The sequence below is a fragment of the Rickettsiales bacterium Ac37b genome (assembly GCA_000746585.2).
GTDB lineage: Bacteria > Pseudomonadota > Alphaproteobacteria > Rickettsiales > Arcanibacteraceae > Ac37b.
Genome location: CP009217.2, coordinates 1,461,216 through 1,481,728 on the forward strand (window position 1 = coordinate 1,461,216; position 20,513 = coordinate 1,481,728).

A 20,513-nucleotide genomic window follows, 5' to 3' on the forward strand; every position below is an offset into this window, starting at 1 on the left:
AATAAGTGAGTATGTTCAAGAAATTATGTCAATATTTTTACCGGTCTTGTATGAATGTTTACGCAAGTAAACGACTATTGGCATATGTTAAACCCTTATACCATTTCCCATTTAAATTCCCACGTTGTAGTATTTCGAGAATTCTCCCTCTGTCATATATAACAAAAGCATTTGAACTTATGTACGTCGTTGTTCGTCGCTTACCTACTACAGTATGCTCATCGACTTCACCATTCATACTACTGCTGGTTAATTTTAAATGGGAAATGGTATTACTTAATATAAGAACTACCATTATAGTAATGTTGTTTTATATGGTCTCAGCTTGTAGCCCTCCTTATGGAGATTGTATTGATGCTGTAGATTTTGGTCAAGATGTGAACGGTAATTACGTAGTACAAGGAGATGGTTATTATTCTTCAACTCCAAGGTATAATAATTCTAATTCTCGTGATTATGGTAATTGGTATAATACGGGTTTATCTTTAACAAAGGGGCAAGGTTTTAGTCTTAGTACTGTTGGTACTGTGTATTTTTGTAATGCCTCAAGTCCAACATTCAATTTTTGTCCTAAATATTCCCTAAGACAACGTACTGGTGTGCAGCTAAAAGCTGGCGATTTTTTGGTATTAAACCTTCTTTCGGGTGGAGGGGGAGTATATTATTTTCCTAGTAAAGTACAACGTGGAAACAACTGTGATAGTAGTGGTCAATCTTCTAAAACATTTACGGGTGGTGCATGTTATGGTTATAATGGTATAGGGATACAAGTATATATTGGTAATACATTAATTAATGATATAAATAAGAGTTTTGATCCAGCAGAACAGCAAATGAGTGGTGGATTACAAGGCTATTATTTTAATGATGGTTTAGTACGAGGAATGTATTTACAGGCTCCCAATGATGGAGAGTTACAATTTCAGGCTTATGATAGTTGTAATTGCCCTGGTGATACCAATACTGCGTGTAGGAATTTAAGCTCATCATCTTGCTGTTTTTATGATAATGGAGGCTCATATAGTTTAAATGCTAAGGTACTAGGGTGCCCCGTAAATAATGGTAATACCAATGCTCAAGGTGCATTACAAATTTTAATTAGTGGTAGTGACCCTAATAATGGTGGTGATACAAGTAGTGCCACTACCTTATCTGATGGGACCTTTTCTGGTGCAGCAAATAATACTGGAACTTTATGGTTAAGGGTATACGATACTCCAAATGCATATCAAGATAATTCAGGGGAATATTATGTACATGTTTCTGTAGATAATAGTAATCATACTTTATCAAATTTGATAGCTGGCCTTGTCGACCCTATTAAAGCGCAAGTAGGACTTGCAGCTGCTTCAATATATAGTAATCTTGCTGGTAATAGTTATTTTCACAAGATGGTGGTAGCTTTAATTAACTTGTATATAATAGTATATGCTATTTTATTCATAGTTGGTATAGTCCAAATTAGCCAGCTTGATTTGGTAATTAGGCTTGTAAAAATAGGCGTATTATTAAATTTAATCAATAGTAATGCTAGTTGGGGCTTCTTTTCCCAAAATCTTTTTAATATTTTTGTAAACGGTAGCGATTATTTACTTACTACTGTGACCACTACTAATACAGTTTCTCCTGGTACTAGTGGCTTATTTGTGTTTGTTGACCAAACTGTAGGACAATTTTTTACGGAATATACATGGATTAGAATCACATCTTTATTATTTTCGATTACAGGTATAATTTATGCTTGCGTCGTGATAGCCACAATGATCATTTATATGATGGCTATAGTAGAAGCTATAATGGCTTATTTATTTGCATTAATAGCAGTATCCCTAATGATAGCTGTATCCCCCATTTTTATTGCTTGTATCTTATTCAATAGGACAAAAGAGTTATTTGATAATTGGCTAAAATATATAATAAACTTTTCTCTGCAACCCGTTATATTATTTGCCTGTATAATGTTTGTGAATAAGTTAGTATTACTTTCATTTTATCAGGCTATGAGTTTTAGAGTTTGTTGGGGATGCGCTATTCCATTTTATTTTAGTTTATTTGGATTATTTAAAGTCAAGCTTTTTTGTTATAACTATTATTTACCTTATGGTGCAGCTAATGCTGGCGATACTGATCTACCTAATGTCTTAACAGCAATGGGTGGTCCTTTATTTTCCCTTTTGGTATTATTATTGATGTTTTTAATATTTGCAAAACTAATGTCGAAAGTTGCAGATCTTGCTCCTGAGATAACTAATTGGATTACAGGGGCCCTTGGGGTTAATTTCAGTGGTAAAGGATCTCAAAGTAGAGCAATTATGGATAATTTCAAAGATTTAGCAAAAGGTGCAATAGGTCAAGATAAAGGTAGTAAAGGAAGACGTAAAGAGAGAAGTGATATTAATGAAGCTAAATCTAAAGAAAAGAGCAGAGGAGGAATGCCAGGAGGTGGAGCAGGTGGTCCTGGCGGAGGTGGTTCAGGAGGAGGTATACCGGGAGGTGGAAGTAGTGGAGGAGGAATGCCAGGAGGTGGTGGAGCAGGAGGTGTAAGTGGTATTGGAAAATAAAGATGTAAAATTAAGTAAGTGTTGTGTAATAAATTTAATATATAGAAATATATGAAAAAATCATGTAATAAATTTTTAGTATCGATATTCATTATAGCTTGTAACCTAGTAGGGTGTAAGGACTGGAATCAGCCTTGTATAGATCCTGATGATTTTGGTTTTAATAAGATGAATATATCTGCACGTGGTGGTGATACTATTTATGGGCATGATTTAAGCGTTTTATCGCAAAAAGGGCAAGAGGTAACTACTTGGACAGATGCACGTTTGACTCTAACTGGAAGTAGATTAGTAATTTTAGTTAGAAATGGGGAAAACTCACGTTGGACAGCGTGGTGGGGAACTTCAGGTGATACTGATAATGTACCATTATTTTTACGTAGTTTACGAGCTTGTACGAGTAGTGATTGGGGTTGTAGTAAAACAGTAAATACCTCAGGTTTTTATGATCCTAATAATATATGCTTATTTACTAAAGGTGTAGGATTGTATGCGTTAGCTGTTCCTAAAGGGACGGATCCTAATGCTAGTGAATCAGTATTAAAAAAGATTCCTGATGGTAGTTTAGCTTTCCATTTAGGAGAAAGTACTCCCTTAATTGACTCAGATGGTGTTAGTGCAGGGGGATGGAATGATAATCCTCCGTCAGAGGTTCCAGCAAATGGATATTTATACTTAAGAATTTTAGATAGTTATTATGATGATAACGGTGGGCAATATCAATTAATATTTAAGTCTGGAGTAGCAGATCCTTATCCTGGGCCAATTGCAACAGTGGTAGGATGGGTTAAAGATCAACTTGATACCGCTACTAAGTCTATTTATAACAATTTGATAAATGAAACAGAATATTTAACTGTAGTTCGAATTTGTCTTGTGCTTTACATAATGTTTTTAGGCATAGCCTTTATGTTTGGTATTGTTAATATTACTCAAAAAGAGTTAGCTGTACATATATTTAAAATAGCTCTAATTATACAAGTCTCTGCTACAGCTACGAGCTGGAACTTTTTCAATGATACTTTTTTAGATTTATTTAAAAAAGGAGTAGATAGCCTAGTATGTATCATGGTGGGTAGTTTAGGGGGAGTAGGTTGTGATGCTGGAGCTAGTCCCTTAAATTATTTTGATAATTTAGTATCTACTTTTACTTCATTTGAGACTAATGCAAAAATTCAGTCTTTATTATTTACTTCTTTCTTGGGTTTTGTATTTGTATTAATATTTTATGCATCTTTGATAGTGTATATGATAGCTATTGCAAAGGCAGTTATATTATATTTATTAGCTTATATAGCTATATGCGTATTAATTACCTTATTTCCTATATTTTTAGTATTTATTTTATTTAAAATGACTAGGGAATTATTTAATAATTGGCTTAAACAAATTATTGGATATTCAATTCAACCACTAATGGTGATGGCAGGTTTAACGCTAATGGCTCAAGTTGTCTTACATCAACTACATGTGTTGGTAGGATTTCCTGTATGTGTAAAAACAGTATTAGAAATACCTAGTCCATTTAATATACCTTTAATTGTATACTGGTATCCGAAGGATGTACGTACTGATCCTACAAAAGATTTAAGAAGTATTGATGTACCTGAATATTGGTCAAGAGATGGAGATGTTTTTGCAGGATGTGATCCAGATCAGAAAAATTTTGCTTGTAAAAACGCAAATTTATGCGCTCCTTATGAGTGCAGAGACAACCGTTACCCAGATTTACCATATCTAATACCAGCAGATTCATCTAAAGCGAACGATCAAGCAAGAATAGATAGCATTACTTCTGGCACTTATGTTACGTTTTTTGACGTATTTTTATTCTTTGTATTAATCTATATTATGCTGAAATTCCAAAAAATAGTGCCTGATATTGCAAAAGGGGTAGCAGGGGTAGTTATAGGCAGCTACACAGATTTAGCAGGAACAGCTGATTCTGCATTTAAAGGTATTACTGGTGGCGCATTAACTCAACTTGCATATCATCGTATAACCGGAGGACGAGATTTAAGTAAAGATGTAGATACTGTAAAAGAGAGAGTCATGTTAACAGGCCTTAAACGTCGTGTGCAAGATAGTATAGGTGGAGGTATTGATACTATGCATAGTAAGATGGGTAAAAAATTAACCCCAAGGCCTCTACAGAAGCTTATTGATAGAAATAAAAGAGGTGAAGAGTATAAACATGAACTACAAGATAGGATAGGGGGGAAAATAGACTCAGTAAAAGAAGTTGGAGGAATGTTAAAAGATCAAGCTTTGTATAATGCTACTGGTGGACATTTTGGTAAAGGCATGAATGATAAAGTAAATCCTTATGGAGAGCGATATGCATTTTATAAGGATCCTAATCAAGTTAGAACTAATCTTGATGGGGTAGCTGAGCGTTTTGGAGAAGCATTTGGTATTAAGCCAGAGTATAATCAAGAGTTAAAAGGAATATTTGATAATGCTTCGGGTAATATAGTAGGGGGTAATGATATATGGGCCAAATATATTATTGGTGGTACATTACTCGCTAATCCTCTGGTGGGGACTGCACTTGGGGGTTTATATAGTGCTGGTACTGTGGGTAGCATGGCTAATCAAATTTATAATCTACGTAAAAGGTCAATGCAAAGTTCAGGAGGACGCCTTGGAGATGCTGGACCTGGAACTGGAGAGCCTACAGGTGGAGGATTTGGGCCTGGTGGACCAGGAGCCCCTGGAGGAGGAGGTGGTCCTGGTGCTGGCGGACCTAATACAGGTAGAGGAAGTGGTGCTCCTGGAGGCGGTAGTCCTGGTGGTCCTGGTGGTACTGGTGGACCTAGTGGTACTAATTTAGGACCAAGTACTTCTTATACTCCTACAGTAAGGCGTACAGGATTGGATAGAACAGGTGCAAATATGCTTGAACAAGCGGGTTCAACTCAATCTGTACGAAGAAGAGAGGTGAAAAAATTTGAAGATAAGAAAAGAAATTAATATTTATATTACTTTTGCCTAAGAGAGCAAATGCTCTCTTTAGAGCAGTTCATGCGTGCAAAACAAGTGAATAAATGACGATATGGACGCTCTTTTCTTTATTATCACCACCGAAGCGTTAATGACTAAAGAGAGTTATTTTGAACCATGCAACAACGCTCTCCTAGAGGAAAAGTAAAAAACTATGTATCTTTAAGCTTTAACTTAGAAAGTTTTTCGTATAACAGGGGTGATCCATTTAATTACCATAAAGGCTAGATGATATAAAAAACTATAGTAGGAGGGCGAAGAGTAACAACTTCCCGAATTCAAATCAATTTACTATAGTATTGAATTTAGGCAGGATTTATATATATAATTTGGAGATAAATTTGTAGAAGTGTTTATGCCATGATTTATCATATACCACCTAATTTTTCCTTTCTTGATAGTTTAGCGTTTTATATTATCAAGCAGTATAGTTGTGATTCTCAAATATTGAGTAATATACAAATATTTTTGCCCTCAAGACGTGCTGTACATAATCTTAAAAAGAAATTACTTAAACATTCGGGACAAAATTCTTTGATATTACCTAGAATTTGTCCTATTGGTGATATTGGTACTGAAGAATTTCCATTATATTCTTTAGGTATCATTGATACTGTAGAATATCCTAGTATAATTAATCAATTACAACAGAAAATTTTATTTACTAAATTACTTCTAGATAAGGTTCGTACCAAAGAATTAAATATTGTTTATAATTCATTATCAGATTTAGGATATAGCCATTTGGCTACTGAGTTAATAAATCTATTGGATGAGTTACAAAAAATGCAGATAGATATAAAAACTGCAATTAGTATAATTATAGGTGAAATTGATGCAGCGGCATTACATTGGCAAGATATAAAGCAATTACTTAATATACTTGCTACTTCATGGCCTAAAATATTAGAGGAAAAGAATTTAATAGACCCAATTGCATATCGTAATTTAATTACTTTACAGTTAATTAATTACTGGAATGAAAATCCTCCTGAATATCCTGTAATTGCTGCTGGTTCTACAGCCAGTACTAAAATCACGGCAATGTTACTGAAGGTTATTGACTCACTTCCCTATGGTCATGTTATTATGCCAAGTTTAGATTTATATATGTCTGAAAAAACTTGGCAATATATTGATGAATTACATCCACAATATCATCTTAAAAATTTCTTGAACTATTTAGGTTATAATAGAGGTGATATAAAATTATGGCCGGGCTGTATAGAAAGTTTTAAATATACAAATGATACCAGAATAAAGCTATTGTCTAAAGCTATGCGTTCTTATAAAGTGCCTAATAATTGGTATAATCTTACTAATTCACAGGAATATTATGAAGCAATTAAAGATATAAAATATATTGTATGTGATAATTCTTCTTCGGAAGCGAGTGTAATTGCTATAATTATGCGCCAAGTTTTAGAAACTCCTGGTAAAACAGCAGCTTTAGTAAGTAATGATGAAAATCTATCAAGATCGGTACTAGCGCATTTGGAGCAATGGAATATTAAAATTGATAATTCTTCAGGAAAAAAATTAATTAATGCTCCTTCTACCATATATTTCAGACTAATATTAGATGTTGTTAATAAAGATTTTGAGTTAGTATCACTCCTGTCGGTTTTAAAACATAATTTTACTTCACTTGGATATGATAAACTCTTTTTAGGAGAACTGATTATTAGACTTGAATGTAAGATACTACGCATTCTAAAAATAAAACCAGGAGTTGAGGGATTGTTGGATAGTATAAAATCAGTTGGTGATGAAGAATTATACGAATTAATGATAAGATTCAAAACATGTGTAGAGAGGTTTTTAGAGATTAAGAAAAGTAAAACAGTAAATTTTAGTAAAATATTAGAAGAACATATATTATTGGTTGAGTCATTAACAAGAGATAGTAGTAATTTTATTTGGGACAGTGAAGATGGGCAAGAATTAGCAAAATTCTTATTACAGTTAAGAGAATACGCACCAGAACTCGGAGCAATAGACCCTATATCCTATACTGAAATTATTTACGATTTTCTCTATGGGCAGTTATATTTTCCACAAAATAAAGATAATAATCGCCTCACAGTTTTAACTCCTATAGAAGCAAGGTTTCATGATTTTGATTTATTAATACTCGGGGGATTAAATGAAGGTAATTGGCCAAAGCTAGAGAAAAGCAGTCCAATTATCAATAAGCATATGAGAACTCAAATAGGATTGCAACTGGTGGAGCATAATATAGGGCAAGCGGCGCATGATTTTTTTACATTACTTGGTGCAAAAGAAATAGTATTAACTAGGGCACGAAAATTAAGTGGAACTCAGAGCATAGCATCAAGATTCTTATTACGTTTAGAAACAGTTTTAATAAAATTAAACTTATTACATCTTGTGCAAGACAGTAAGTATTTAAATTGGCATAAATTATTAAATACAGTGTCAGAGATAAAATCTATTTTGCCTCCAGCTCCTAAACCTCCAAAAGAATTAAGGCCTACAAAACTTTCTGTAACCCAGATAGAATTATTGATGAGAGATCCCTATGCAATATATGCAAAATATATATTAAAATTAAATCCTCTGCAGCCTTTAAGTATCAGTACAGCTGCTGATTTTGGTAATTTTATTCATAATACACTCGAATATTTTAGTACAAAATCTTATGGAAAGAATGACGAAGAAGAAATATACCAAGAGTTATTACAATGTGGTAAGATTATAATAAAGGAATATATAAGTAATAATTCTACCTATTATTTATGGTGGCCGCGTTTTGAGCGGATTGCTCAGTGGTTTGCAAAGAGAGAAAAGTATTATGCAGAGAATGAAGGTATTCTGGTATTTACCGAAACTATGGGCAAGATTGAAATTAAATTTGATTGTGGCTATATATTTACATTGACCTCTAAAGCAGATAGAATTGAAATTGAACAAGGAAATTTAGTAAGTATAATAGATTATAAAACAGGTTATATACCTGATTTAAGTCAGGTTAGGAACGGGAATAATCCGCAATTAACATTAGAAGGATTAATTGCAAGAAATAAAGGATTTAGCTGCCAAACTGCAAATCAGGAATATTATATATCTAATCTCATGTATATTGATTTATCTGGTGATGAAGGAGTAGGTAATATAAAAAGTTTAAATGCTGAATTAGATAAAACCCTCGAAACTACAGAGATAGGTATAAAGAATCTTTTAAAGGCTTTTAATAATTCTGATACTCCTTATTTAAGTTGTCCGCTCTCTGATAGACAACCACGTTATAACCATTATTTACATTTAGCCCGTCAAAAAGAGTGGAAATAATAGGAAAACGTTGGTATACCAAAGCCTACAAATAATTCCTACTTTCGGACAAAAAATTGTAAGTAATGAGTAAGAAATGATGTCATACCCATGAAAACGGGTATTTCATGAGTATGGAACAATTACTAGATTACCGCTTTCGCGGTAATGACCAAAGAAGAGTATATCTTAATTTAGGCTATATTAAATAATTAGATCTATTAAACCCTCACCTTCGGAAAGCAAAGCTTTCCTCGACCTCTCCCTAATGGAGGGGGTGAAAAAGCATATCTCTGTTAGTTTAATATTAAATATAATTTTATTTTACAAAAACCCTTATTTCATTTGGCTCAGATGAAAAATTTTGTACCTCTGTAAAGGTATGTATTTTGCTAGGTTCTACACCTTCACTTGTAAATATATCAATGAGTTTATTTATACTAGAAACAAGCAGAGTATCATCATATGTTTTATGTGTTGATTGCTTATCGTTTAGTACTGATAAAATAATAAATTGTGCATTTGGATTAGTTTTTAATACAAAATTAACCATTTTAGTAGCAGAAGAGTTAAAGTTGACAGCTTCGTTATTATTGAACCTAATAACCATTATAGGAGATAGATTAGAAATTTCATTAGATAAGGCTTTATTGGTATTTTCGGCGTTGCTACTCTCAGCAATTTGAGCATAACCAATTGGTAAATATATCATAAGTGATATGATAAATGTAATAACAGATTTAACCATTTCTACTGCCTCTTATATGTTTACTATTGTAATATACTAAGTTATAGTCATTTTTTATATATTATTACTATTTACTTAGTATATGTGTATAATATATGGAGAAAATAAATTGAATACAATGATAAATAATAAATTGAAGTGATAATTTTATAATTATGATCATTCTTTTAGATCACTTACCACTATTACAAGTTTTAATTCCTTTATTTACAGCGCCCATATGCGTATTAATTCGTAATTATGTAGTGTTACTGTTTCTAGTTGGTGTGGCAACAGTATTAAATATAATTATTACCGTTGCTATAATAATAAAAATACAAAGTGTTCATACTATATCTTATGCATTTGGAAGTTGGTTACCTCCTATTGGTATTGAATATAGAATAGATCATCTTAGCAGTTTATTGTTAGTTATAATTACAACAGTTGCTTTTTTTGCATTTTTACACAGCATAAATTGCATTAAAAATAAAATACCAGATAAGCAAATATCTTTGTTTTATGCTCTATTCTTACTTAGTATAGCCGGCTTTACTGGGATGGTTGTCACCAATGATCTTTTTAATATGTATGTTTTTTTAGAAATAGCGTCGCTTGCATCATATGGCCTAGTGGCACTGGGTGATGATAAAGCTTTAATAGCTGCTATTCAGTACTTAATACTTGGAAGCATTGCTGCTTTATTTATCTTATTTGGCATCGGACTGTTATATATGATGACAGGTACTTTAAATATGACTGATTTATTCCAAAAATTGATACATAAAATTGAGTTAGTACCTGTTAAATATGGTATAATATTTATGGTCACAGGTGTGTTATTAAAGATGGCTTTTTTTCCGATGCATTTATGGCTTGCTAATATTTATGCGTATGCTCCTCCTTCTGTAGGGGTATTATTGTCAGGAATTACAAGCAAAATAAGCTTGTATATGTTATTACGTATAATATTTAATATTATAGGTGTAGATCAATTTTATAGTAATTTTTCTGCGCTTATTTCATGTTTAAAAATGATGTCATATATGGCTATTATTTTTGGTGGTATATTTGCAATTTTGAGTACTAATATACGTAAAACTCTTGCTTTTTCTACAATTTCTCAGCTTGGATATATGGTTATAGTAATAGTAGATATAAGAAATATAGAGCCATTGTTTTTATTAATGATTGCACATAGCTTAAGCAAAATGACTTTGCTTATGTTTCAAGATAAAGAAGAACATTCTTACAAGGGTTTTACTACTAATATATGTGTAGCATTTAATATAGCTAGTTTAATAGGAATTCCAATTACACTAGGTTTTAGTGCCAAATGGGTATTATTATCTTCACTTAGTCAGGAAGGAGCCTGGTATTCATTTATAGTGATAGTGATAGGAAGCATTTTAACAGCTCTTTATGGCTGGAAAATTGTTAAGAGTAATATTACAAAAAGTTATACTATAGTATTTGCTACTATATTAAATTTTATATTAGCCTTAAATTCAAAAAGTTTAATAATATATTCAAAATTAATAGCAAGTAATTTATTAAAGGGTTATTTATAGTGGCTAATGTAGAATATAATTTTCTTCCTATATTAAATATTATCTCCCTACCATGTATAGTAATTATATTAAATTATATATTAAGGAATGCTATTATACGCCATACTACTAGTTTGCTTATAATAGTATGTTTTATTCATAATATAATGTGTACGATCTATAACCTGGATAATATAGGACAGGTAAAGTGGGTATGGCTAGAATTGTTGCCAGGGTTAAAGATAGAATTTTATTTAGAAATAACTTCTTTAATGTTTGTAGCTATGACTGCGGTATTATGGTTTATTACTTATATTTATTCGTTAGGATATTTTGTCAATAAACATCAAGAGTTGCATACAAGAAACTTTTATTTATATATGTCTATCGGAATAACATGTACTACTTTACTTGGATTTTCAGCCAATTTATTTACTTTATTTATATTTTATGAATTTCTGACCTTATCGACTTATCCGTTAGTATCATTATCTAAGTCGGTATCATCATATAATGCTGGTAGAAAATATCTGATGTACTTATTATTTACATCTACTGGCTTATTACTACCAGCTATTATTATAACTTACATGCTTGCAGGTAGTGTTGAATTTACCTTAGGAGGAATCATTGGATTTAATGCTAATCCTTTAATCATCTTAATTTTATTGGCTATGTATATTTTTGGTGTTGCAAAAGCTGCTTTAATTCCTATGCATTCTTGGTTACCAACTGCAATGGTTGCACCTATTCCAGTTAGTGCGTTATTACATGCCGTAGCTGTGGTTAAGGCAGGGATTTTTACCTTGATTAAAATATTATTTTATATTTTTGATGTGAAACATTTACATTATTTAGTAGCACATGCTTGGTTAGGATATAATATCGTACAAATTATTACGATTGTTACTATTATAATAGCCTCTTTATATGCTATAAAACAAAATCAAATCAAATCTATTTTGGCTTATTCTACTATAGCCCAGCTAGCATATTGTGTTATGACATTAAGTTTATTTTCTAAAAAAGCAATAGCGGTGACTATTTTTCAAATGTTTGCGCATGCTGCAGCTAAAATATCTTTGTTTTTTGCTGCGGGTAATATACAAAAAGCAACTGGTATCACTGAAATTAATAAATGCTTAGGGTTAGCCAGAGAACTACCATTTACCATTATTCTTTTTATGGTTTGTGCATTATCAATTATCGGAATGCCATTTACTGCTGGTTTTATGAGTAAATATTATTTGATTATCGAGGCTCTCAGAGATAATAACGTTATATGGCCTGTTCTTATTACCATAATTTTAGGTACAATATTTAGTACTTGCTATTTTATACCTATAATTTTTAAATCATTTTGGTCTGTTAAAGATATTAATATAGTAGTTAAAGATATACCTATATCTATGAGACTTACTACTGTTACTACTACTCTTATAGTGTTTTTGCTATTTATATATGCAGGTAATATTATATCTTACGTTGAAAATTTATTATAGATTTCCTTATTGAATATTTTCCCTAATTTTTACCATGAGTTTAATAAATTAAGTTGGAAGATTAGGTTATCTTTCCAACTTAATTTGAGTAAGCAGTCACATTTTACAAGAAATTAATGTCTAGGAATACCATTTTGTTCATTTCTTGAGTTTAATACTCTTTCTGCATGACTATTGCTCTCTGCACCATTTACTTGACGTGTACTTAATAATCTCTGTACATGAGTACCGTTTTGTCGATTACCATCTACTTCATCTTCTGCTTGTGGCATATCGAATTCGATGTTGTTATGCATTGGGCGTCTATGATAGCGTTGATAACGTGCTTCTACCTGAGGGGTATTAAATTCAAGATTTTTTATATCTTCTTTGGTCATGATTGGTAAAGCTTTATGGAAGAAAATGTCAAGATCTAATATAAAATGATAATTATAATTTGATGAGTTAGGGGCAGTAATAGAGCTATGTTGTTTTATTAAACCCGGAACATTTTTAGTATAAAAATCACATATTTGTTTTGCTTCATTTTCAGTTAATTCTAAAAAGAATTCGATTTTGCCTTGATTTGTAGTGTCAAAATGCGATTTTTTATCTTGTCTATGATTTATCCCGGTAGTTTTTACAAAACTATTTTCTAGAGCTTCTCCATTCTCAATATCTTTATGTATATCTAGTTGTAATACTTCCCTACATTTTGTTATTAACAACTTAGACAATTCAGAATGATAACGTGCTTCTACCCGAGGATTATTAAATTCAAGGTTTTTTATATTTTCTTTAGTCATAATGGGTAAAGCTTCGTGGTAGAAAACTCTAGAATCTAATATAAAACGATAATTACTACCTGGTAGATTAGGATCATTATCAGGATAATATTCTCTAATTAAATTTGGCACTTTATTTTTATAATATTCATTTAGCTGTGCTGCTTCAACTTCAGTTAATTCTAATGACAATGTTATTCTTCCACTAACACTACCATCAAACCATGCTTTATTATCTTGTCTATGATTGATACCAGCAGTTTTGACAAAGCTGTTTTCTCTTGTATCACCATTCTCAATATCTCTAAGGTAGTCTACCTGTAATATTTTGCTACATTCTTCATCAATTGCTTGCATTGATGGGGCTGGTTTGTCCCATATAGTAGGTTCTAAGGAATTTTCATCTTTAAATTTTTGAGATAAGGTTGGTACTTTTAAATCTATACCTTCATTCTTTAATTTTTCATATATATAAAATTTAGCAGCTTCTATCAAATAAGGTAATGATGGCTTGTTATCGCCAGAACGGGTTGTTCTATCGTTAATTACTTTTTTATAAAAACTATTTTTGATTTCATCTGGAATAAGAATGTTCTGTATTTCTTCTAAATCTTCTTTTAACTTAGGATTTATAGTAAAATCTTCTAATTTTCCTGATAACAAATTATTAAGAGCTTCTTCGATATCATTTTGATTATAATTACTTCTTAGTGATTCTAAATCATGATCTAAATAATGTAAATCTACTTGATACCATAAACCAGTTTCTTCTTCTAACATTTGCTGAAAAATCTTTATATGATCGATAGATTTATTTGCTTGATGTAAATGTTCTATTTCTTGTATAAGATGGGCTTGAATTGTATTATATAATTTAACATTTTGTTATATCAAAATTTCTGCCTTGTGCTGTACTAAGTAATAATTCAGTAACATATATAAATTCTTTTGCTTTAAGGATATTATGGTCATCAGAAGTGATTATGGTATTACCATAAGCAGCTAATAAGTTTTTTATAAATAGTGAGTAATTAGGTATAATAGATAACTGTAATTCTGGAGTTGAACCATCTACGCTATCTGTTTCTATTCTGTTCCTAGATCTTTGAGCAGCCACATTTTGAATAAATAACTGTGAGTTTCTCATATCAAGCCAATTATCATAAAGCTGGCTTGCAACTTCTTCTTTATTGGAAATATCATCACTAATATTAGCTATGATATTCTTTATAGCTATTGTACGCGGTACTTCAAAGATTTGAATGTTTGGGCGAGAGGCAAGATTGTAAACTATATTAGCTGCTGCTATTTTTACAACATCTATTTCTTGTTTCGTTTCTCGGTTTCCTTGAGCATGATGATATATAAATTGTTTTATATTATTAAATTTTGCTACGTTAATTTGATTATTTGCATCAAAAACTAAAATATTTTGAGGGACAGTAGGGATAGTTAAATCTTGTATTGGTTTTTCAGTTTTAATATTAAACATTAGTTTTTCCTTATATAATTAAATATTATACCTATGTATAGATATAATATTAATTAATAGATAAAATACAAAGATGTCAATTAATTTCTTAAGGAAAAAATATATTATAATTAATATATTAATTATTATAATGTAACAAAGTCAATTTCAAATATAGTAAAAACAGTTTTAGTATGAGACAAGGAATGCAGAACAAAGCCTACTAATTGCTCTTACTTGCGGACAAAAAATTGTAAAAGATATAATATAGTAAAAAATATAATGTATCTTTCACTTCTTCCTTAGAGGAGAAGTCGTGAAAAACCTTAGTTTTGGTGGATGAGGGTTATATTAAATAATTATATCTTCTACTTCCCTCACCTGGCTGAATCAGAGATTTATTAGGGCCCTACCTAATGGAGAGGTGAAAAAAGTAATTATTTTTTCTTTCCACGGCTACTTGTACGCTTTTGCGGTAAGGCATTGTTGCATAGACTTTCAAAATAATCTTGATCAAAAGTAAAAATTATCTTTCCCCTTTTGATTAAACTTTTGTTATAGTCTTTCTAGTCGCGTACTTTGTATTGAGACTTTGACATATTTTTATCTGTGGGAGATTAAATTTATTACCCTAGACCTCTATCACGTTGTACTCAACCTTTTTCTTTATCTCTTTCGCGCAACAATGCCTGGCGGTAATCACAGAAAGGGACGCAGTAATCACAAAAAAGGAAGCTATTTCTTACTTCTAATGCCTTTTTCTATCCAAGGACTAAGATGGGTTAAGACATTATGTACAATATCACTCATTTCATTTACCAAATTTTTAGCAGCAAGGGCAAGCGAAAGTCTATTATCACTATTTTCAAATAACATTTGCAGTGTAGACGTAAGCTCTTGTTCACTTTCTAATAATAATATTGCTTCTTTTTCTTTAAAAGCCTGACAAATTTCACTAAAATTCAATTGATATGGCCCCATAATAATAGCACAATTATGATGAGCAGCTTCAATAGGATTATGTCCTCCTCCATTAGTTATTAATGAACCACCTATAAATGCTATTTCTGTTAAATGATAGAATAATCCTAATTCTCCTAAAGTATCTACCAAATAAATATCTGTGTTATCTTTAATCTCGTCATTGTTAGTTCGAACAACAACATTAAGCTCTTTGGCAGATAGCATCTCTTTTATAAATTCGGCACGCGACGGATGGCGAGGAATGATAATAGTTAGCATGCCTGGATATAATGCTTTTAGCTTTAGATGTACATTTGCAATCTTTTCTTCTTCACCTCTATGAGTGCTAGCTGCAACCCAAAATTTCCTATCCTTTATCATATATTTTAATTTATCCAGTTCTGGCTCACTAAAAGACAGTGGTAAGGCTGAATATTTTATATTTCCTAAATAGATAGTTTTTTTAGCGCCTAGATTTTGAAATTTTTCTATATCACCTTTACTTTGGGGAATAATAATGGAAAATTGTCCTAAAAGACTTTCGATAAACTTAGGTAATTTAAGCCACCGAAGGTATGAAGTTTCAGACATCCTAGCGTTAAGTAATATGAGATTACAGCTAGTGGCAGCTTCAAAAATCAAATTTGGCCACAATTCTGACTCAAGCCAAATAGACAAATCTGGCTTCCAATAATTAAGGAATTTACGTACATATATAATATTATCTATTGGTATATATTGATGCATAATATAGGTAGATAATTTCTGTTTTATTATTGCAGCCGAAGTTACAGTTCCAGTAGTAATTAATATTTTAATATCTGGAAACTTTTCTTTTATTAAATTTAATAATGAGATTACAGAAAGTGATTCCCCTACGCTTGCAGCATGTATCCATAGCAACTTTCCTATAGGACGCTTAACACTCGCTTTACCTAATCTTTCATTAAATCTTTTCTTATCTTCTTTGTTAATTAATCTACGATACAAAAAATACAGATATTCTACTGGCCGTAGTATGAAGGTAATAATACGATAAATTATTAAAATATACATTATCTTAACTAACTTGTCCTTTTACACTTAAATCAGCACTATTAGTAATCTTATTTAATTCCAATTGCAAAATTTGTTTTAATTTCTCTTCTTCTTGATTAGAAATATCCTTAGAAACTATAATAGGTTGACCATAAACCAAAATCCCTCGTGAAAATAAATAAGGAAGCATAAACCTATCCCAACTGTTAAATATACGGTGGTTGCTAGCTGCAAAACTAATAGGTATAATAGGGGTATTTGTTACCTTTGCCATATAAATTACATTGCTGTTAATACAATGTCTTGGGCCACGCGGACCATCAGGAGTAATAGCAATATTCTCGCCTGATTTTAAGGTACGTATTATACTACGTAAAGCATAAGTTCCACCCTTTTTGCTTGAACCAAAGATTGTAGAAAAACCAAAATTTTTCATAGAGGCAGACATTAAATATCCATCTCTATGCCTAGAACTTAAAACATTCATCTTACGTCCTTTAGGCGCAAGCAATGGCATCATAGTCAATCTACCGTGCCAAAATGCATATATACATGGTTTTGCTAAATAATCATCTATATCTTTAGGCTTATGTACCGCCCATTTCCCAGTTAAATATACCAATTTTACATAGTAATAAATTAGCTTGGCTACTAAAAATCTAGTAAAGTTGCTTTGTAGAATTTTTTTTAATATTTTCATAATATATTAGATGTCAGCAAAATTTAATACAAGAAATACAGCTTTGCTTTATATATTACAAACTTTATTTATTATATTTTTATATATAATTTTAAATTATTGATTTTATATAAAATAAAAGCTAGTTCAACACCTGGTAAAACCTCAGATGAACTAGCTAATTTTATTCAAGATATAAAAATTGTTTACAAAACTAAACTTCAGGCACCATTGGTAAGGTAACTCTCTTCACCCACTAATGCAACTAACATAGTCTCCCCATGAGTATCCCACTCAGTAACAGGATATTTGGCTAAATAATGCATATGAAATGCTTGTGAAATTTGTTCTTCAGGCTCTCCAAAATTATCATCAGGAGTTACTTTATATCCTACCTTAGCAATATTATCCTTCCATCTAGTAATTTCTGGACCTTTACTACCTTTGGTAAAAATTACTTCATTAACTTCAGGTAATTTCACCTCAGGAAATTTACCTATACCTTTTTTTGCTAGATCATGCCAAGGAAAGCAATGACCTGGATCAATCTTTCTACTTGGAGCTAAATCACTATGACCAATAACATATTCAGGTAAAATTCCCTTATTTCTTTCCAAAATATCTAGAGATAATACTTCTACAGCCTTTATCTGGGCATCAGAATAAGGTTCACATTCGTTAGTAGTAGTATTAATACCTGAATTCACAATTTCTATACCAATAGAATTCTGATTTATGCTATTTATCCCTTTCCAATAACCAAGACCACCATGCCATGCCGATTTACTCTCAGGTACAAGCTGCATAACTTCACCATTTTTATCTACTGTATAGTGGCTACTTACTCCTCTTGGGGTAGTTAAGGTATTAAATGATCTAGGAGCATCAGAAACTGTGTAATGCATTACTAATATCTTAATTTCAGATTCTTCCCTTCTATCATCATAATTTCTTAATACTTCATTATTATCATTGTGATATTTAATGATATTTGGTAAATCCTCTTGCTCATTTACAATAGTCCTTTTTACAGAAGGATAATGCATCAATGAACTATATACAAATCCTTGTACTTTTGAGACTTCATTTCTCATTTTTGTTTTATCTTGTTCAGTAGCACAACCCTCAATAGGGCAAGGATTATCTATCTTAGCCTCAAAATTAAAATCCCCAATTTCCATATCATTATTAACAATATTTTGCCCAGCAGAATATTGTATAGTACAAGAATCCAGTATAGTTTCATACTTAGCATTATCAGCAAACGAAAGTTTAAAACTATTATCTTTAGCAGTATATTTTATGTTTAGCTTTGAAGTATCAAAATTATAACCCATATTTGAACCTTTTTATTAAAATTACCATAGCTTGATTCTAATTACCAAAAACTATAACTTCAACTATTATTTCAAATTTATTACACCAACTTGCCAGCTCACCTTTTTATCCCATAGTAAAAACAGTTGATTATTGATACAAGGAATGATGTCAGAGCCGTGAAAACGCACAAGTAGCCGAGGAAAGAAAAAATAATTACTTTTTTCACCTCTCCTTCGGGAGAGGTCGAGGAAAGCTTTGCCTTCCGAGGGTGAGGGTTTAATAAATCTAATTATTTAATATAGCCTATAATTAAGATATACTCTTTTTTGTCATTAACGCAAAAGCGGTAATCTAGTAATGTTCCAGACTAATGAGATACCCGTTTTTACGGGTATGACATCATTTCTTGCTCATTACTTACATTTTTTGTCCGAAAGTAGGACTAATTGTAGGAGAACTTTGAGTTAACCGTGTTCCGGATTCAAATGCTTTTACTATAGTAACAATGATCAACTGTTTTCATTATAAATCGTTTAATTTTTTAATGTAAAATATATTTATTCTAGACATACATTAAAATCTTTATCAGTATTAAGTTAGGTAAAGTAACATGTAATTAGAGTGTAATATGATATCAGCTTATATTATGGAAAAATTAGTACATGAAGTTTATAACATTGTTGAAGGTTGTAATATAGTAAATTAAGTTGATAAAGACATGATATATGATATATTAAAAAGCTCATAAACCCAAAACAGTAGAAGCAATGGCATATTCCTTAGATTTACGTAAAAAAGTAATTCACTATGTTAATAAAGGTTATACCAGAGAAGAAGCTGCAAGAATTTTTGGCATAGGTGAAAGAACAATTTATAGATGGTTATCGAGATCGAAATCCGGGAATTTAGCAGCCACACGAGCAGCTAAGCCATGGAAGAAGCTTGATCCAATCAAATTATTAAACGAGGTGTCTAAAAACAGCAATTGGCTATTATCTGATTTTGCAAAGGTTTTTAATGTGTCTACAGCTGCTATCTGTTTGGCATTCAAGACTTTGGGGATCACACGAAAAAAAAGACCACACTCTATCGTGAACGGGATGAAGCAAAACGGCAATTATTTTTGGCAGCTATCGCAAACTATAAAGCGGAAGATATAGTTTATATTGATGAGAGTGGAATTGATAGCTATTTGTACTATTCTTGGGGATACAGTCTCAGAGGAAGTAAAGTTTATGGTGATATCTCAGGTAAAAAACATGATTGAGAAAGCTTTATTGCAGGTAAGGTTGGGAAGAAAATTATTGCGCCAATGTGTTTCAAGGGCACATGTAATACAGAAGTTTTTAACGAGTGGGTTAGTCAGTGTTTGGTGCCCGAACTAAGATTTGGTCAAGTTGTAATACTTGATAATGCAACGTTCCATAAGTCAGCTAGAACTAGGAATTTAATAGAAGATATAGGCTGTAAACTTTTATTCTTACCACCTTACTCTCCTGATCTCAACCCAATTGAAAAATATTGGGCTCATTTAAAAGCTAAAATCAAACCTATCATTACTAATTTTAATAACCTTAGCGATGCTATTGATTATGGCTTCTCTATGCCATTCTCAACTTAATTGACTATAATATGTAAGCTAAC

13 protein-coding genes are annotated in these 20,513 nt (G+C 31.5%); 7 read left to right on the plus strand and 6 right to left on the minus strand.

Annotation, left to right across the window (positions count from 1 at the left end):
* Positions 1 to 5 precede the first annotated feature (5 nt).
* From NOVO_07305 to NOVO_07315, 3 genes are all read left to right on the plus strand, one after another.
* Positions 6 to 2,561: a Type IV secretion system protein virB6 gene (locus NOVO_07305; GenBank protein ID AIL65803.1), complete on the plus strand. Its 2,556-nt coding sequence runs from the start codon at positions 6 to 8 to the stop codon at positions 2,559 to 2,561.
* Positions 2,562 to 2,612: 51 nt separating this feature from the next.
* Entirely contained in the window at positions 2,613 to 5,534 is a 2,922-nt protein-coding gene (locus NOVO_07310; GenBank protein ID AIL65804.1) for a Type IV secretion system protein virB6, read from the plus strand.
* Between the two features lie 390 nt (positions 5,535 to 5,924).
* Positions 5,925 to 8,876, plus strand: a complete 2,952-nt coding sequence (locus NOVO_07315) for a Double-strand break repair protein AddB (GenBank protein ID AIL65805.1) — start codon at positions 5,925 to 5,927, stop codon at positions 8,874 to 8,876.
* A gap of 298 nt (positions 8,877 to 9,174) precedes the next feature.
* Here the strand turns inward: NOVO_07315 and NOVO_07320 are convergent, their stop codons facing one another.
* Positions 9,175 to 9,603: a hypothetical protein gene (locus tag NOVO_07320; GenBank protein ID AIL65806.1), complete on the minus strand. Its 429-nt coding sequence runs from the start codon at positions 9,601 to 9,603 to the stop codon at positions 9,175 to 9,177.
* Positions 9,604 to 9,758: 155 nt separating this feature from the next.
* Here NOVO_07320 and mrpD point away from each other — a divergent pair, with 155 nt between their 5' ends.
* Entirely contained in the window at positions 9,759 to 11,153 is a 1,395-nt protein-coding gene (mrpD, locus tag NOVO_07325) for a Na(+)/H(+) antiporter subunit D (protein ID AIL65807.1), read from the plus strand.
* Positions 11,153 to 12,634, plus strand: a complete 1,482-nt coding sequence (gene mrpA, locus NOVO_07330; protein ID AIL65808.1) for a Na(+)/H(+) antiporter subunit A — start codon at positions 11,153 to 11,155, stop codon at positions 12,632 to 12,634. Before mrpD ends, mrpA begins: the two co-directional genes overlap by 1 nt.
* Before the next feature lie 113 nt (positions 12,635 to 12,747).
* Here the strand turns inward: mrpA and NOVO_07335 are convergent, their stop codons facing one another.
* The 5 genes from NOVO_07335 to amiD all read right to left on the minus strand — a co-directional run bounded on the left by NOVO_07335 (position 12,748) and on the right by amiD (position 18,886).
* Positions 12,748 to 14,178, minus strand: coding sequence for a hypothetical protein (locus NOVO_07335; GenBank protein ID AIL65508.2), 1,431 nt, complete (start codon positions 14,176 to 14,178; stop codon positions 12,748 to 12,750).
* Between the two features lie 94 nt (positions 14,179 to 14,272).
* The gene (locus NOVO_07340) at positions 14,273 to 14,890 is read right to left on the minus strand and encodes a hypothetical protein (GenBank protein ID AIL65809.1); all 618 of its coding nucleotides are present in this window, start codon (positions 14,888 to 14,890) and stop codon (positions 14,273 to 14,275) included.
* Between the two features lie 714 nt (positions 14,891 to 15,604).
* Positions 15,605 to 16,888, minus strand: coding sequence for a 3-deoxy-D-manno-octulosonic-acid transferase (gene waaA, locus NOVO_07345; protein ID AIL65810.1), 1,284 nt, complete (start codon positions 16,886 to 16,888; stop codon positions 15,605 to 15,607).
* A 4-nt stretch (positions 16,889 to 16,892) separates the two neighbouring features.
* On the minus strand, positions 16,893 to 17,570 hold the full coding sequence (locus NOVO_07350; protein ID AIL65811.1) for a hypothetical protein: 678 nt from the start codon (positions 17,568 to 17,570) through the stop codon (positions 16,893 to 16,895).
* Positions 17,571 to 17,770: 200 nt separating this feature from the next.
* The gene (gene amiD / locus NOVO_07355; protein ID AIL65812.1) at positions 17,771 to 18,886 is read right to left on the minus strand and encodes an N-acetylmuramoyl-L-alanine amidase AmiD precursor; all 1,116 of its coding nucleotides are present in this window, start codon (positions 18,884 to 18,886) and stop codon (positions 17,771 to 17,773) included.
* Between the two features lie 750 nt (positions 18,887 to 19,636).
* On the opposite strand from amiD, the gene NOVO_07360 reads away from it, so the two are divergent.
* Both NOVO_07360 and NOVO_07365 read left to right on the plus strand, forming a co-directional pair.
* Positions 19,637 to 20,029 carry a Transposase gene (locus NOVO_07360; GenBank protein AIL65813.1) on the plus strand — a complete coding sequence of 131 codons (393 nt, stop codon included), beginning with the start codon at positions 19,637 to 19,639 and terminating at the stop codon, positions 20,027 to 20,029.
* 152 nt (positions 20,030 to 20,181) lie between these two features.
* Entirely contained in the window at positions 20,182 to 20,490 is a 309-nt protein-coding gene (locus NOVO_07365; protein ID AIL65814.1) for a hypothetical protein, read from the plus strand.
* Positions 20,491 to 20,513 lie beyond the last annotated feature (23 nt).

Excerpts from the sequence above, each read along its gene's own strand:
- NOVO_07310 (AIL65804.1), top strand. The coding sequence starts at position 2,613 with ATGAAAAAATCATGTAATAAATTTTTAGTATCGATATTCATTATAGCT.
- NOVO_07315 (AIL65805.1), top strand. The coding sequence starts at position 5,925 with ATGATTTATCATATACCACCTAATTTTTCCTTTCTTGATAGTTTAGCG.
- NOVO_07320 (AIL65806.1), bottom strand. The coding sequence starts at position 9,603 with ATGGTTAAATCTGTTATTACATTTATCATATCACTTATGATATATTTA.
- mrpD (AIL65807.1), top strand. The coding sequence starts at position 9,759 with ATGATCATTCTTTTAGATCACTTACCACTATTACAAGTTTTAATTCCT.
- NOVO_07335 (AIL65508.2), bottom strand. The coding sequence starts at position 14,178 with ATGTTAGAAGAAGAAACTGGTTTATGGTATCAAGTAGATTTACATTAT.
- NOVO_07340 (AIL65809.1), bottom strand. The coding sequence starts at position 14,890 with ATGTTTAATATTAAAACTGAAAAACCAATACAAGATTTAACTATCCCT.
- waaA (AIL65810.1), bottom strand. The coding sequence starts at position 16,888 with ATGTATATTTTAATAATTTATCGTATTATTACCTTCATACTACGGCCA.
- NOVO_07350 (AIL65811.1), bottom strand. The coding sequence starts at position 17,570 with ATGAAAATATTAAAAAAAATTCTACAAAGCAACTTTACTAGATTTTTA.
- amiD (AIL65812.1), bottom strand. The coding sequence starts at position 18,886 with ATGGGTTATAATTTTGATACTTCAAAGCTAAACATAAAATATACTGCT.
- NOVO_07360 (AIL65813.1), top strand. The coding sequence starts at position 19,637 with ATGGCATATTCCTTAGATTTACGTAAAAAAGTAATTCACTATGTTAAT.
- NOVO_07365 (AIL65814.1), top strand. The coding sequence starts at position 20,182 with ATGTGTTTCAAGGGCACATGTAATACAGAAGTTTTTAACGAGTGGGTT.